Genomic DNA, 13392 nt, shown 5'->3' on the forward strand with positions numbered 1-13392 from the left:
CATGACGGGGCAACTTAACCCAACCCTCCTTCTGGCCGTTCCGCTGGCGCCATTGGCAGGTTCCGCAATCGCGGGCCTGCTGGGCACCAAGTTCTTCGGCAATGTCGTCGGCCGCAAGGTGTCGCATAGCGCGACCATCCTGGGCGTGCTGATCGCTTTCCTGATCTCGTTCCAGACCCTGCTGCAGGTGATGGATGGCGCCACCTTCAACGGCGACATCTACCGCTGGATGACCGTGGGCAGCGTCAAGCTGGCCGTCGGTTTCCAGATCGACGCGCTGACGGCAATGATGATGAACGTGGTGACCTTCGTGTCGCTGATGGTTCACATCTACACCATCGGCTACATGGCTGAAGACGAAGGCTACAACCGCTTCTTCTCCTACATCTCGCTGTTCACCTTCTCGATGCTGATGCTGGTGATGTCGAACAACTTCCTGCAGCTGTTCTTCGGCTGGGAAGCTGTGGGCCTGGTGTCCTACCTGCTGATCGGTTTCTGGTACACCCGCCCGACCGCGATCTTTGCCAACATGAAGGCCTTCCTGGTCAACCGTGTGGGCGACTTCGGCTTCATCCTGGGCATTGGCCTGATCCTGGCTTACACCGGTTCCATGGACTACCAGGAAGTGTTCGCCAGGAAGGACGTGCTGGTCAACGGCACCCTGCCAGGCTTCGGCTGGGCGCTGATCTCGGTGGCCTGTATCTGCCTGTTCATCGGCGCCATGGGCAAGTCGGCGCAGTTCCCGCTGCACGTCTGGCTGCCTGACTCGATGGAAGGCCCGACCCCGATCTCGGCACTGATTCACGCGGCAACCATGGTTACCGCCGGTATCTTCATGGTGACCCGCATGTCGCCGCTGTTCGAAATGTCGGACGCCGCACTGTCGTTCATCCTGGTAATCGGCTCGATTACCGCGCTGTTCATGGGCTTCATGGGCATCATCCAGAACGACATCAAGCGCGTGGTTGCTTACTCGACCCTGTCGCAGCTGGGCTACATGACCGTGGCGCTGGGCGCCTCCGCCTACTCGGTAGCGGTGTTCCACCTGATGACCCACGCGTTCTTCAAGGCACTGCTGTTCCTGGGCGCCGGCGCTGTCATCATGGCGATGCACCACGACCAGGACATCCGCAATATGGGCGGCCTGAAGAAGTACCTGAAGATCATCTGGATTACCTCGCTGCTGGGCTCCCTGGCGCTGATCGGTACCCCGTTCTTCTCCGGCTTCTACTCGAAGGACATGATCATCGAAGCGGTGCATGCCACCCACCTGCCGGGCGCTGGCTTTGCCAACTTCGCCGTGCTGGCCGGCGTGTTCGTGACCGCGTTCTATTCCTTCCGTATGTACTTCGTCGTGTTCCACGGCCCGGAGAACTTCGGCAAGGAACACCACCACGACCACGATTCGCACCACGCTGACGAAGCCGAAGAGGACGACCACGGCCACCATGGCCTGGCTCCAGGCGAGAAGCCGCATTCGCCAGGCCTGGTAGTGACCCTGCCGCTGATCCTGCTGGCCATCCCGTCCGTCGTTATCGGCGCGATCGCGATCAAGCCGATGCTGTTCGGTGATTTCTTCAAGGACGTGATCTTCGTCGGCGAGAACCACGGCGCGATGGAAGCGCTGCACCACCACTTCACCGGCTGGGCCGAGATGGCGCTGCATTCGGTCATGACCCTGCCACTGTGGCTGGCGATTGCAGGCGTGGCTTCGGCTTACTACTGCTACATGGTCAATCCAAAGGTCCCTGCCTGGTTCTACGCGAAGTTCAAGTTCCTGCACACCCTGCTGGATAACAAGTACTACATGGACAAGTTCAACGAGGCTGTCTTCGCCAAGGGCGCACGCCTGCTGGGCGAGGGCCTGTGGGCAGCGGGCGACCGCGCCATCATCGATGGCCTGCTGGTGAACGGTTCGGCGAAGATGGTGGGCTGGTTCTCCAGCATCACCAAGGTGTTCCAGACCGGCTACATCTATCACTACGCCTTCGTGATGATCATCGGTATCCTGGGCTTCCTGGTGTACTTCCTGCCGTTTTGGCACGCTTAACAGCTGACGCAAAAGAGATAACAAATGCAGTCAACGATTAATACTCTACCTCCTTACCTCAGCCTGTCGATCTGGGTACCGATCGTCTTCGGCCTGATCGTACTGGCCATCGGCCGCGATTCGCGTGCCGGCATGGTGCGCGTGCTGTCGCTGGTAGGCGCCCTGGTATCCCTGGTGCCGACCATCCCGCTGATGACGCAGTTCGACAAAGCGGCGCATGGCATGCAGTTCGTCGAGAAGGCGGCCTGGATCGACCGCTTCAACATCTTCTACTCGCTGGGCATTGACGGCCTGTCGATGTGGTTCATCCCGCTGACCGCCTTCATCACCATCATCGTGGTGATCTCGGCATGGGAAGTGATCACCGAACGCGTGGCGCAGTACATGGGCGCTTTCCTGATCCTGTCGGGCCTGATGATCGGCGTGTTCGCCGCCATGGACGGCCTGCTGTTCTACTTCTTCTTCGAAGCGACCCTGATCCCGATGTACATCATCATCGGCGTCTGGGGTGGTGCCAACCGCATCTACGCAGCGTTCAAGTTCTTCCTGTACACCTTCTTCGGCTCGCTGCTGACGCTGGTTGCCATCATCTACCTGTACAACAAGTCCGGTAGCTTCAGCATCCTGGACTGGCACAAACTGCCGCTGACCATGGGCGAGCAGGTCGCGATCTTCTTCGCCTTCTTCATGGCCTTCGCCGTGAAGGTGCCGATGTTCCCGGTCCACACCTGGCTGCCGGACGTCCACGTGGAAGCGCCGACCGGCGGTTCCGCCGTGCTGGCCGCGATCATGCTGAAGCTGGGTGCCTACGGTTTCCTGCGATTCTCGCTGCCCATCGTGCCTGACGCGTCGCACAAGCTGGCTCCGTTCGTCATCGTGCTGTCGCTGATCGCCGTGATCTACATCGGCCTGGTGGCCCTGGTGCAGAAAGACATGAAGAAACTGGTGGCGTATTCGTCCATCGCGCACATGGGCTTCGTGACCCTGGGCTTCTTCATGTTCAACGAGATGGCAGTGCAGGGCGGTATCGTGCAGATGGTGTCGCACGGCTTCATCTCCGGCGCAATGTTCCTGTGCATCGGTGTACTGTACGACCGCATGCACTCGCGCCAGATCGCCGACTACGGTGGCGTCGTGAACAAGATGCCCAAGTTTGCCGCGCTGTTCATCCTGTTCTCCATGGCTAACTGCGGCCTGCCTGCCACCTCCGGCTTTGTGGGCGAGTTCATGGTGATCCTGGGCGCCGTACAGTTCAACTTCGTGACCGGTATCCTGGCGGCGACCGCCCTGATCTTCGGCGCGGCGTACTCGCTGTGGATGGCCAAGCGCGTGATCTTCGGCGCTATCACCAACCCGCACGTGGAAGAACTGACCGACGTTAACAACCGCGAGTTCCTGATGCTGGGCATCCTGGCGATCGCTGTGCTGGTGATGGGCCTGTACCCGGCGCCGTTCACGGACGTGATGCAGGTTTCCGTGGCTGACCTGCTGGCGCATGCTGCTCAAAGCAAGCTGCCAGTCGTGGCCCCTTGATTGCAGATAGGACCAAGTTTTCATGAATACCACTAACCTGATCCCGCTCTACGCAGAAGTCTTTCTGCTGATCGCCGCTTCGGCGATCCTGCTGATCGACATGTTCCTGGCAGAGGGCAAACGTGCGATCACTTACATGCTGACGCTGGCCACCCTGGTCGGCGCGGCCTTCTTCAGCTTTGCCGACTACACGGCCGGCAGCACGGTGTACGCGTTCTCGAACATGTTCATCAGCGACCCGATGGGCAACCTGCTGAAGCTGTTCTCCTACCTGGCCACGGCGATGACGCTGGTGTATGCACGCCAGTACTCCACCGACCGCGGCATGATGGGCGGTAACCTGGGCGGCGAGTTCTACGTCCTGGCGCTGTTCTCCCTGCTGGGCCAGATGGTGATGATCTCGGCCAACAATTTCCTGACCATCTACCTGGGCCTGGAACTGATGTCGCTGTCGCTGTATGCGCTGGTGGCCCTGCGCCGCGACGACGCCCGCGCGACCGAAGCTGCGATGAAGTACTTCATCCTGGGCGCGCTGGCTTCCGGCTTCCTGCTGTATGGCATGTCGATGCTGTACGGCGCGACCGGCTCGCTGGACATCTCGCGCGTGGCTGCCGTGGTCGGCTCCGGTACCGTCAACCCGACCATCCTGACCTTCGGCCTGGTGTTCGTGGTGGCTGGCCTGGCCTTCAAACTGGGCGCCGTGCCATTCCATATGTGGGTTCCGGACGTCTACCAGGGCGCCCCAACCGGCGTGACCCTGCTGCTGGGCGGCGCACCGAAGCTGGCGACCTTCGCCATCTGCGTACGCCTGCTGGTGGAAGGCATGCTGCCGATGGCATTCGACTGGCAGCAGATGCTGATGATCCTGGCCGTACTGTCGCTGGCTATCGGCAACCTGACCGCGATCGCACAGACCAACCTGAAGCGCATGCTGGCTTACTCCACCATCGCGCAAATGGGCTTCGTTCTGCTGGGCCTGATGGCAGGCGTCGTTGGCGGCCACGATACCACCCATGCTGCCGCTGCCTACTCGGCTTCCATGTACTACGCGATCACCTACGTGATGACCACTGTCGGCTCGTTCGGCCTGATCATGGTACTGGCGCGCCAGGGCTTCGAAGCGGAGGAAATCGACGACTTCAAGGGCCTGTCCAAGCGCAGCCCGGCCTACGCGCTGCTGATGTCCGTGCTGATGTTCTCGCTGGCCGGCGTGCCGCCGATGATGGGCTTCGCCGCCAAGTTCGCGGTGCTGCAATCGGTGCTGGCGGGCGGCGCCGTGTGGCTGACCGTGTTCGCCGTGATGTTCTCGCTGGTGGGTGCGTTCTACTACATCCGTATCGTGAAAGTCATGTGGTTCGACGAGCCGGCCGACAGCACTCCGCTGTCCGTCAACAGCGACAAGGGCATCGTGCTGGCACTGAACGGCCTGGCCGTTGTGGTGCTGGGCATGATTCCAGGCCCGCTGCTGAACGCCTGCATGGCAGCCATGCAGAAGACCCTGGCTTCCTGATAGATGGACGTCAATGCGTCATCCTGGCTGGTCATCCTGCTTGCAGTGGTGGCCGCCAACCTGCCTTTTCTGAATGAGAAGGCATTTGCCCTGGTTCCGCTGAGGGCCGCACGCAAGCCATTTTTGCTGCGGCTGGCGGAACTGGCAGTGCTGTATGTCGCCGTCGGCGGCATCGGCATCGCGCTCGAATCCCGCATCGGCACCGCGTTCCCGCAGAACTGGGAGTTCTACTGGGTCGCGGCTTTCGCCTTCCTGGTGTTTGCTTTTCCTGGCTTCGTGGTACGCTACCTGCGTAAACACCACCAGTAAACCGGTAAACCAGGGTCTGACCCAAGGGGCAGACCGCCAACGGTCTCAAAGCCGGAAGGATGGTTTTAGGCCTTTGACTTTTTGCGAAGATCAAAAGCACGCAACCAGCCCCCAGCCGTAAAACCGTTGAGGGTCGGACCCTTGGGTCCGACCCTGGTTTACCGGTTTTAAAAAGCAAACATGGACAAGCACCTAAAAGAAACCAAAATAGACGGCAGCATCGCCTACGACGGCGGCTTCCTCAAAGTACACCGCGACACGGTCAGCCTGCCCGACGGCAAGCACACCAAGCGCGAATACATCCGCCACCCGGGCGCCGTCGTGATCATCCCGGTGCTGGACAACGGCAAGGTGCTGCTGGAACGCCAATACCGCTATCCGAACGACCGCGTCTTCATCGAACTCCCTGCCGGCAAGATCGACCCGGGCGAAGACCCGCTGGCCTGCGCCATGCGCGAGCTGGAAGAAGAAACCGGCTACACAGCCACCGACTGGCAATTCGTCAGCACCATCCACAACGCTATCGCCTATTCGGACGAGCACCTGGACATCTACCTGGCGCGCGGCCTGAGCGCAGGCGAAGTGAAGCTGGACGACGGTGAATTCATCGAAACCATCACCGCCAGCGTGGACGAAATGCTGGACTGGGTCCGCGACGGCAAGATCACCGACGTCAAAACCGTGATCGGCGCCTTCTGGCTCGACAAGCTGCGCTCCGGCGCATGGAAGCTGGATTAAGGCCATGATCGGTTCGCGCAGCCTGTTGCTGGTTGGTGCCCTTGCGGCAAACCAGGCGCAGGCGGCGCAGGTTGAGCGCACCCCATTCCAGATCCGCTGCGAGGACACAATCAGCAAGACGGTCTCGGTGCTGTCGGCGCGCCAGAACGGCTACACCGTCAACACCCAGCTATCGTACAAGCAGCTTTCGGCGATGCGGACCGAAAAGATGCCCGCCACAGGCTATGTGCTGGGCCTGACCCGGACCGAGTCGCGCGTGCAGATCGGCCTCGATGGGCCGATGCTCACCGATCCGGCCAGCGGCTATGAATGCGTGGCGCCGCAGATCAAGGTGCAGCTGACGTATGCGCCGGTGCGCATCTACGTTGGCAACGAGTTCCCGCCCGGGACCTGCGGTTATGCCGAGATCCTGACGCACGAACTGCGGCACATGAATGCGTACATGGACCACCTGGTCAAGGTGGAAGAGGTCGTGCGGTCGGCGCTGGCCCGGCGTTTCGAAGCCAAGCCGCTGTATGCCCCGGCCGGCACCGCACGCTCGGCGCTGGCGCACGAGATCGACAGCGGCTGGCTGCCGTACATCAAGGCCGAAATGGCCAAGGTCGAAGTGCAGCAGGCGCTGATTGATTCGCCGGCCGAATACGCCCGCTTGAGCAAGGCTTGCAACGGCGAGATACAAACAATTTTACGGAAGTCACGTAGCAAAAAATGAAGCGATACTTCGCACTGATTCCTGCCGCCGGCGTTGGCGCCCGAATGGCTGCCGCCAGCCCGAAGCAGTACCTGCCGATCAACGGCGTGCCGATGCTGCAGCACACGCTGGACACCTTCCGCCAGAGCGAACTGATAGCGCACACCTATGTGGTGGTGAGCGCCGGCGACGGCTATATCGATTCCGTCACGCCCGAACTGGGCGTGACGGTCCTGCGCTGTGGCGGCGCCACGCGCATGGAATCGATCCTGAACGGCTTGCGTGCCATGCGCGCCCTGGTTGGCGACGACGACATGGTGCTGGTGCACGATGCCGCGCGCCCTGGCCTGACGACGGCCCTTGTTGCCAGGCTGATTTCCGCAGTCGGCGACCATGAAGGCGGCGGCCTGCTTGCGCTGCCGGTGGTTGACACGGTAAAGTCCACGCGCTCCGGCGCGTTGCAGACCACGCCGCGCGACGGGCTGTGGCTGGCACAGACGCCGCAGATGTTTTCCTATGCGCTGCTGTTGCGCGCCCTGGCGCAGGCGCCGGACCCGAACGCCATCACCGATGATGCCAGCGCGGTCGAGATGCTGGGCTTCTCGCCGAAGCTGGTGGAAGGCCATCCGCGCAATATGAAGGTGACGCTGCCGGCCGACATCGCCATCGCAGAAATGTATTTAGGACAGGATTCAAAATGACGCAACTCCCATTCCGTATCGGCCAGGGCTACGACTCGCACCGCCTGGTTGAAGGCCGCAAGCTGATCCTGGGCGGGGTCGAGATCCCGCACGAGCGCGGCCTGCTCGGGCACTCGGATGCCGACGCGCTGCTGCATGCGATCACCGACGCCATTCTCGGCGCGGCGGCGCTGGGCGATATCGGCAAGCATTTCCCTGACACGGCTGAAGAGTTCCGCGGCGCTGATTCACGCGTGCTGCTGCGGGAGGCGGCCAAGCGCGTGCGTGCCACCGGCTACGATATCGGCAATGTCGACTGCACCATCATCGCCCAGCGCCCGAAGATGGCGCCGCACATCGCCGGGATGGCAGCCAATATCGCCGCCGACCTGGGCGTGCCGGTTGGCCACGTGAACGTAAAAGCCAAGACCAACGAGAAGCTTGGCTATCTCGGGCGAGAAGAGGGCATCAACGCCGAAGCGGTTGCGCTGCTGGTGCTGTGCCAGGGAGCATAAGGCCATGACGGATCACCAGCCGCCGGACGATCCAGCGCCCGGCGCGCAGTTTGCCGCGTCACGCCTGCCGCCACTCCAGGCTTCGCGCAGCCAGCCTGCCGATGACGCTGCGCAGGCCGCAAAAGCCGAAGCGCGCGAGCGCCGCGATGCTGAGATGCGGGGAGTATCGTCGATGCAGGAAATGCGTGAGTCGATCCGCACTGCAGCCCGCGCCTTGCCGGCCATCGATGCCGTGCCGCGAGTTCGTCCCATGAGCGCAACCGCGTTTCGCACGCGCGCGCGTGAAGGCCTGCCATTCCTGATTCCCGGCGCGGTGGCGCGCTGGCCGATCTGCGCGCTCGGTCCCGAGGTTCTGCGAGAGCGCTTCGGCGACGTACATGTGCGGGCGCGGGTCGGCGACTACATCGGCACCGCATTTGCCCCGGACCGCGCAATGCTTGACACGACGATGCGCGAATACCTCGATCTCGCCGCAGCGACCGAAGGCTTGCCGCCATACCTTGGCAACCTTGAGCTGCGCGAGTTGAACAGCCTGTGCCACTGGCCGACATATTTTGAGAAGATGGGACCGCCGCGCTTCTGGATCGGTCCTGCAGGAACCGTGACGCCGCTGCACAGCGACTTTGACGACAACATCTTTGCGCAAGTGTGGGGCACCAAGCGGATCTTTCTGTCGCCGCCGCACCACGATGAATTCCTCTACAGCCGCGAAGCGAACCCGGTCCTGTTCGGCAGCCCGTTCGACCCTGAATCCCCTGACTTCGAGCGCTACCCGCTGGCGCGCCAGGCTACGATGATCGAAGTGATCGTCCAGCCGGGCGACATGCTGTACGTTCCCGCTGGCTGGTACCATCAGGTTCGCGCGCTGACTTTCTCCCTTTCTTCCAACCGCTGGGCACGCGGTCTTCCATACGCATTGCACCGATAACTTTAAACTGCCATCCCAGTGGGCGCTCGTCAAATCCGAAGAATCAGTAGCTTAGTTCCAGAATGCGGACGCACTTCGGGTCTTTTACCGTGGTGCAGCGGAGTCGAACGGTCTCGCTATGGTCGAGGTGGAACCTGTTCGAATTGCAGATCTTCCAGCTGTGCGAATGGTCTTTAAGGCCCGCCTGGAGCCACACGGCTTAGCTTTCATCGGTTGCTAGTTGCGCCCGTCGTAAGTGCTGCAGAACCATTCACATACCACACGCCACGCATGGGTTTCTGGTCAAGACTCCTGGGCAAAAATAGGGCTACTTTAATCTCCAGCACCGTTGAGGTAGTTCAGAAGGATTCGCATTCCTTCTTTGATCTCTTCGCGGGCGGGATTGCGCCCGTGGTACCGCAGAGTACCTCGTTCGAAGTCGCTAGCCTGCATTTCCGGACAATCTTCATCAAGAACAATAAGTCAAGCAGGCTCGGCTGGAAGCCTGATTTTCCTGCCGGCGGCGCTGGGCGGTGTTGAGGTGGATCAGGTAAGATCGCGGGATGACTAGGGATACTTTTGATTACCGCGAGGTGGCGGTCGAGTCGGTCGAGGAATACGGCCGGGTGGTGGTGCGGGCGGTGAATGGGCAGGCGTTCAGTCCCGAGATGCGGGTCGAATGTTCGCGGCAATTGCGCGATACGGCTGTTTATCCGCTGGGCACCTGCTTCCTGGTGCTGGCGAAGATGACGGACCGCCTGGGCGGTGAGCCTTACCTGTATGTCTTCCACGGCGATCCGGTCAAGCTACTGGCGCCGGCGCAGCTGGAGACCTTCCTCAACGACCGCCGCCGCTTGCGGATTTAGGAGAACTTCGATGAAGCTTGCTATCGCCTCTTTGCTGGCAGTGCCTGCGCTGGCTTTGGCGCAGGTAGCCGATCCGCAGCCTGACGAGTTGCTGCAAATCGCTTTCCCGAAATGGAAGGATGAAGAGGGCGGGCGTGCGCAGTCCATTCCGACCAGCGCCGCGACGCGCGGCTGGAATGCAAAGCAGGGCAAGAAGCGCAATGTCATCGTGGTGCCGCGCCAGGCTGTGCGCGTCGCGCCGGACCGCATCGTGCTGCTGGCGACCCTGGTGCCGGCCGGAGACAGCGGTGATCCGCAAGTGGCGCATGGCACGCCCGTGGGCCTTGCTGCCTATACCTTCAAGCCGGGCAAGGATGGCTGGAGGATCGCCAGGCGCCAGGAGCCGTTTGACCTGCAGGGCTACGAGGGGCGTGCGCTGACGGCCTTGGTGCCATTGCCAGGAACTGCGCAGGCGCTGCAAGTCACTTGGGGCAGCTGCTGGCAAGGGCGCTGTGTGGACGTATTCGCGCTGTATGCAATCGGCGGCGATGGCGTGAAAGCAAAGCCGCTGGTGCTTCAGAAGATCAAGGGCAATAACCTGTATTCCCGACCCGATTGCGTGGAGCGCCTGAACGGCATCATGCAAGGCTTGCAGCCTGCCGATCCCGCCTACGCCGACGAGAAGGTGCCGCCGGGCTTGTGCTATGCCATCGAGGGGCGTTGGGATATCGGCAGCGCAGGCGCCCTGACGCTGCGCTTCGCCGGCGCGATGAGCAAGGCTGGAAAGGGCGGCAACGCGCCGGCCCAGCGCATCGACCAGGCGATGAAATTCGAATTCCGTGGCGGGCGTTACGTGCCAGTTTCCGGCAGCAACCCCGTTCCAGACGCTTAAACAAAAGGAGACCTACGTTGATCAAGATCCGGGAAATTGACCACATCGTGCTGCGCGTCGTCGATGCCGACCGCATGATCCGCTTCTACACTGAGATTCTTGGCTGCACCATCGAACGACGCCAGGACGAGATTGGCCTGATCCAGCTGCGCGCCGGCAGTTCGCTGGTTGACCTGGTGCCGATCGATAAGAAACTGGGCAAGATGGGCGGCGCCGCGCCGGGCAAGGAAGGCCGCAATGTCGACCATTTCTGCTTCCGTGTCGAGCCGTTTGACGAAGCGGCGATCCGCGCCCATCTGACGGCGCATGACGTCGCCAATGGCCCATCCGAATCGCGCTACGGGGCGGAAGGCGAGGGGCCGTCGATCTACGTCAACGACCCGGAAGGCAACACCGTCGAACTGCGCGGCGCGCCTTACGCGAGCTGATTACTCGTCGTCGTCCTCGTCGTCTTTCTTGAGCTTCGAGGACTTGCGCGCTTCGTCGGCGGCCGCTTTCAGCTTGGCTGCATCGCCCATGAATTCATCCACGCTGTGGTCTTTGCTCTGGCGTACTTCCGGCGGCAGGATCACCGACATGTACAGCTCGTCGCGCAGGCGGCCGGCGTTTTCGTAGTTGCGCATCAGGATCAGGCCTGAAGCCAGCGCCAGGAACACCGCGCAAGAAGAAATGAAGGCGCGCGGCTTGTTTGGTTTGACCGTGCGCAGGTGGTGGTAGATCATCGCCACCAGGATCAGCATCACTACGTGGTTGCCATAGCGCGTGAATACTTCCGCCGACCAGGCATAGGCCAGCACGCTGCTCAAGGCTTTCCACGCGCCGATTGCCACCAGGCCGCTGCCGAGGATGAAGAGGTGGCGACCCAGGCGCGGGTGGCCGCCGAACAGGCGGTTGGCCAATGCCCAGACACCGCTCCACACCATGCCGGCGCCGATGCCGGTAACAATGACGAGCAGGTAGCGGATGGCCTGGAAGGCCCCGGTATCCGACAGCGCTTCGGTGACGGCGACGAACAGCGCAATCAATGCCATGCCGGCCAAGGCCGGCACGCCGCCCTCCCAGGCGTGCATGGTGGTGTCGGTAACTTCGGCTTCAACCGGGAAGGCCGCATCGCGTACGCGCAGGCGGGTGTGGCCGAGGCGGACCACGGTGGTGCCGTTGATCGGCAGCGAGGCATGGCGCTTGCCGTGTACCACAATCCCGTTCTGGCTCCCCACGTCGCGCATCACGAGCGCACCGTCTTCGGCCAGTTCAACTACCGCGTGGGTAGGCGCGGTATGCGCATCGTCGAGGATGAAATCGTTGTTGTAGCCGCGGCCGATGGTGATCGGCAGCTTGTCGACGCGGTGGCGATGCAGCACGTCGCCGTTACGGGCCAGCGTCTCGATGAAGAATGGGCCGTTCATTTCTTGCCCCCGCGCGCCAGCGATTCGAGGAAGGCACGCGAGGCGCGCAGGCCGTTTTCATACGATACGCCGCGCGCATCGAGGCGGCTTTGCAGGTTCATCTTGCCTTCGTCGGTGCTGGAGGTCAGCAGGGCGAAGTCGTACAGGCCGTCGAACTTGCGATAGGCGCGCACGCACATCACGGCGCGCATCGGCAGGGTGCTGTTCTTGACGAATTGTTCGGTGCACATCGGGCCGGTCAGGCGCTTGTCCTTGTGGCTGCCGAAATTCTCGTTCTTGAACGAATTGCTGGACAGGACGGCGAAGCGCACTTCATCCAGGCCGGTGCTCTTCATGTACTGGTGCTGGATCTGCACCTGGCCGGTCTGCAGCGAGCCGGAGACGAACAGCGACGACTCCATCTGGCAGTTGGTGACTTCCACCGAGAACGAGTCGCGGTCGTTGGAACGCCCCCAGCAGCGCATCTGTTCCGATTCGCGTACCGGGACCGAGTACGGCCCCATGGCCTTGGCGGACAGCGGCTTGTCCAGCAACTGGTCGATCATGGCCTTCTGGTGCACCAGCAGCTGCTGCGCGACGATGGCGGTGAAGTCCTTCGGCGGCTTGGCTTCCGGATCGACTCGCTTCAGCAGTTCCTGCGCGTAGCGGGCCGGAACCAGGAAGGACACCAGTTCGCCGTCCAGGCGCTTGGAAACGTTGATGCCGGCCACTGCGCCATCCACGGTCACGCTAGGGCCGCCGCTCATGCCGGCGTTGATCGGGCCGGTGAACATCAGCTGTTCGTAGAAGCTGCGTGCGATCACGCCGTTGAACGAACCTTCGGAGATGGCAAAGCCCAGGTCGAGCGGATTGCCGAGCGAGTAAAGATATTGGCCCTGCGTCAGCGTGACCGGCTTGTCGCCCAGCTTGAAGTAGCCGGTGCCGTAGCGGTTGACGCGCACCACGGCCAGGTCGTGCAGCACGTCCACCGCCAGCAATTCGATATTGCCGCGCTGGCCGGCGGTGTCGACCCATTCACCGGTGTAGGTGTCGGGGTCGAGCGCAAACTGCGAAACGACGTGGTAGTTGGTCAGCACCAGGTTGGAGGTTCCGACCAGGAAGCCGGAACCCACCGAAGATTGGGTGCGGCCGGTTTTCAGCAGCGAGCGAACTTGCAGCAGGTCGGCCTTGGCGGCGGAATAGAGTTTTTGCGCAGTGCTCGATGGCGTTGGCAGGGCGACTGCATCGGGGGCGGTAGCCGGCGCCTGCTGGGCGTTGGCTGCCATGCAGCCCCAGGTCAAAGTCAGTAGTAAAGCCAGTTTAGTGAATTTCATCTA

At 62.0% G+C, this 13392-nt stretch carries 14 protein-coding genes; 12 read left to right on the top strand and 2 right to left on the bottom strand.

Annotated elements, in window-relative coordinates:
- Position 1 precedes the first annotated feature (1 nt).
- The 12 genes from nuoL to ASE26_RS28445 all read left to right on the top strand — a co-directional run bounded on the left by nuoL (position 2) and on the right by ASE26_RS28445 (position 11098).
- Positions 2-2050: an NADH-quinone oxidoreductase subunit L gene (gene nuoL, locus ASE26_RS28385; RefSeq protein ID WP_055935683.1), complete on the top strand. Its 2049-nt coding sequence runs from the start codon at positions 2-4 to the stop codon at positions 2048-2050.
- Positions 2051-2074: 24 nt separating this feature from the next.
- A complete protein-coding gene (locus tag ASE26_RS28390) occupies positions 2075-3583 on the top strand; it encodes an NADH-quinone oxidoreductase subunit M (protein WP_055935686.1) in 1509 nt (502 codons plus the stop codon).
- 22 nt (positions 3584-3605) lie between these two features.
- Entirely contained in the window at positions 3606-5093 is a 1488-nt protein-coding gene (gene nuoN, locus ASE26_RS28395) for an NADH-quinone oxidoreductase subunit NuoN (protein WP_055935688.1), read from the top strand.
- 3 nt (positions 5094-5096) lie between these two features.
- Positions 5097-5402: a DUF2818 family protein gene (locus tag ASE26_RS28400; RefSeq protein ID WP_055935691.1), complete on the top strand. Its 306-nt coding sequence runs from the start codon at positions 5097-5099 to the stop codon at positions 5400-5402.
- A 180-nt stretch (positions 5403-5582) separates the two neighbouring features.
- A complete protein-coding gene (locus tag ASE26_RS28405; RefSeq protein WP_055935694.1) occupies positions 5583-6140 on the top strand; it encodes an NUDIX domain-containing protein in 558 nt (185 codons plus the stop codon).
- Positions 6141-6144: 4 nt separating this feature from the next.
- Positions 6145-6852 (top strand): hypothetical protein, encoded by a 708-nt coding sequence (locus tag ASE26_RS28410; protein ID WP_055935697.1) that lies wholly within the window; start codon positions 6145-6147, stop codon positions 6850-6852.
- A complete protein-coding gene (ispD, locus tag ASE26_RS28415; protein ID WP_055935700.1) occupies positions 6849-7532 on the top strand; it encodes a 2-C-methyl-D-erythritol 4-phosphate cytidylyltransferase in 684 nt (227 codons plus the stop codon). The genes ASE26_RS28410 and ispD overlap by 4 nt, the downstream gene beginning before the upstream one ends.
- Positions 7529-8026, top strand: coding sequence for a 2-C-methyl-D-erythritol 2,4-cyclodiphosphate synthase (gene ispF / locus ASE26_RS28420; RefSeq protein ID WP_057247352.1), 498 nt, complete (start codon positions 7529-7531; stop codon positions 8024-8026). The genes ispD and ispF overlap by 4 nt, the downstream gene beginning before the upstream one ends.
- 4 nt (positions 8027-8030) lie before the next feature.
- Positions 8031-8954 carry a cupin-like domain-containing protein gene (locus tag ASE26_RS28425; protein ID WP_057247353.1) on the top strand — a complete coding sequence of 308 codons (924 nt, stop codon included), beginning with the start codon at positions 8031-8033 and terminating at the stop codon, positions 8952-8954.
- A gap of 542 nt (positions 8955-9496) precedes the next feature.
- Entirely contained in the window at positions 9497-9799 is a 303-nt protein-coding gene (locus ASE26_RS28435) for a hypothetical protein (protein WP_057247355.1), read from the top strand.
- Between the two features lie 10 nt (positions 9800-9809).
- Positions 9810-10670 (top strand): hypothetical protein, encoded by an 861-nt coding sequence (locus ASE26_RS28440; protein WP_057247356.1) that lies wholly within the window; start codon positions 9810-9812, stop codon positions 10668-10670.
- Positions 10671-10687: 17 nt separating this feature from the next.
- Positions 10688-11098 carry a VOC family protein gene (locus ASE26_RS28445; protein ID WP_057247357.1) on the top strand — a complete coding sequence of 137 codons (411 nt, stop codon included), beginning with the start codon at positions 10688-10690 and terminating at the stop codon, positions 11096-11098.
- Here the strand turns inward: ASE26_RS28445 and ASE26_RS28450 are convergent, their stop codons facing one another.
- Positions 11099-12076 carry an FHA domain-containing protein gene (locus ASE26_RS28450; RefSeq protein WP_057247358.1) on the bottom strand — a complete coding sequence of 326 codons (978 nt, stop codon included), beginning with the start codon at positions 12074-12076 and terminating at the stop codon, positions 11099-11101.
- Complete coding sequence (locus tag ASE26_RS28455; protein ID WP_055935719.1) at positions 12073-13389, bottom strand: serine protease; 1317 nt, start codon at positions 13387-13389, stop codon at positions 12073-12075. Before ASE26_RS28455 ends, ASE26_RS28450 begins: the two co-directional genes overlap by 4 nt.
- Positions 13390-13392: the final 3 nt, after the last annotated feature.

The sequence above is a fragment of the Duganella sp. Root198D2 genome (assembly GCF_001428585.1).
Taxonomy (GTDB): domain Bacteria; phylum Pseudomonadota; class Gammaproteobacteria; order Burkholderiales; family Burkholderiaceae_D; genus Rugamonas.

Coding starts and splice junctions, on each gene's coding strand:
- ASE26_RS28450 (WP_057247358.1), bottom strand. CDS start 12,076: ATGAACGGCCCATTCTTCATCGAGACGCTGGCCCGTAACGGCGACGTG.
- ASE26_RS28410 (WP_055935697.1), top strand. CDS start 6,145: ATGATCGGTTCGCGCAGCCTGTTGCTGGTTGGTGCCCTTGCGGCAAAC.
- ispD (WP_055935700.1), top strand. CDS start 6,849: ATGAAGCGATACTTCGCACTGATTCCTGCCGCCGGCGTTGGCGCCCGA.
- ASE26_RS28390 (WP_055935686.1), top strand. CDS start 2,075: ATGCAGTCAACGATTAATACTCTACCTCCTTACCTCAGCCTGTCGATC.
- ASE26_RS28425 (WP_057247353.1), top strand. CDS start 8,031: ATGACGGATCACCAGCCGCCGGACGATCCAGCGCCCGGCGCGCAGTTT.
- ASE26_RS28440 (WP_057247356.1), top strand. CDS start 9,810: ATGAAGCTTGCTATCGCCTCTTTGCTGGCAGTGCCTGCGCTGGCTTTG.
- ASE26_RS28455 (WP_055935719.1), bottom strand. CDS start 13,389: ATGAAATTCACTAAACTGGCTTTACTACTGACTTTGACCTGGGGCTGC.
- nuoN (WP_055935688.1), top strand. CDS start 3,606: ATGAATACCACTAACCTGATCCCGCTCTACGCAGAAGTCTTTCTGCTG.
- ASE26_RS28400 (WP_055935691.1), top strand. CDS start 5,097: ATGGACGTCAATGCGTCATCCTGGCTGGTCATCCTGCTTGCAGTGGTG.
- ispF (WP_057247352.1), top strand. CDS start 7,529: ATGACGCAACTCCCATTCCGTATCGGCCAGGGCTACGACTCGCACCGC.
- ASE26_RS28405 (WP_055935694.1), top strand. CDS start 5,583: ATGGACAAGCACCTAAAAGAAACCAAAATAGACGGCAGCATCGCCTAC.
- nuoL (WP_055935683.1), top strand. CDS start 2: ATGACGGGGCAACTTAACCCAACCCTCCTTCTGGCCGTTCCGCTGGCG.
- ASE26_RS28435 (WP_057247355.1), top strand. CDS start 9,497: ATGACTAGGGATACTTTTGATTACCGCGAGGTGGCGGTCGAGTCGGTC.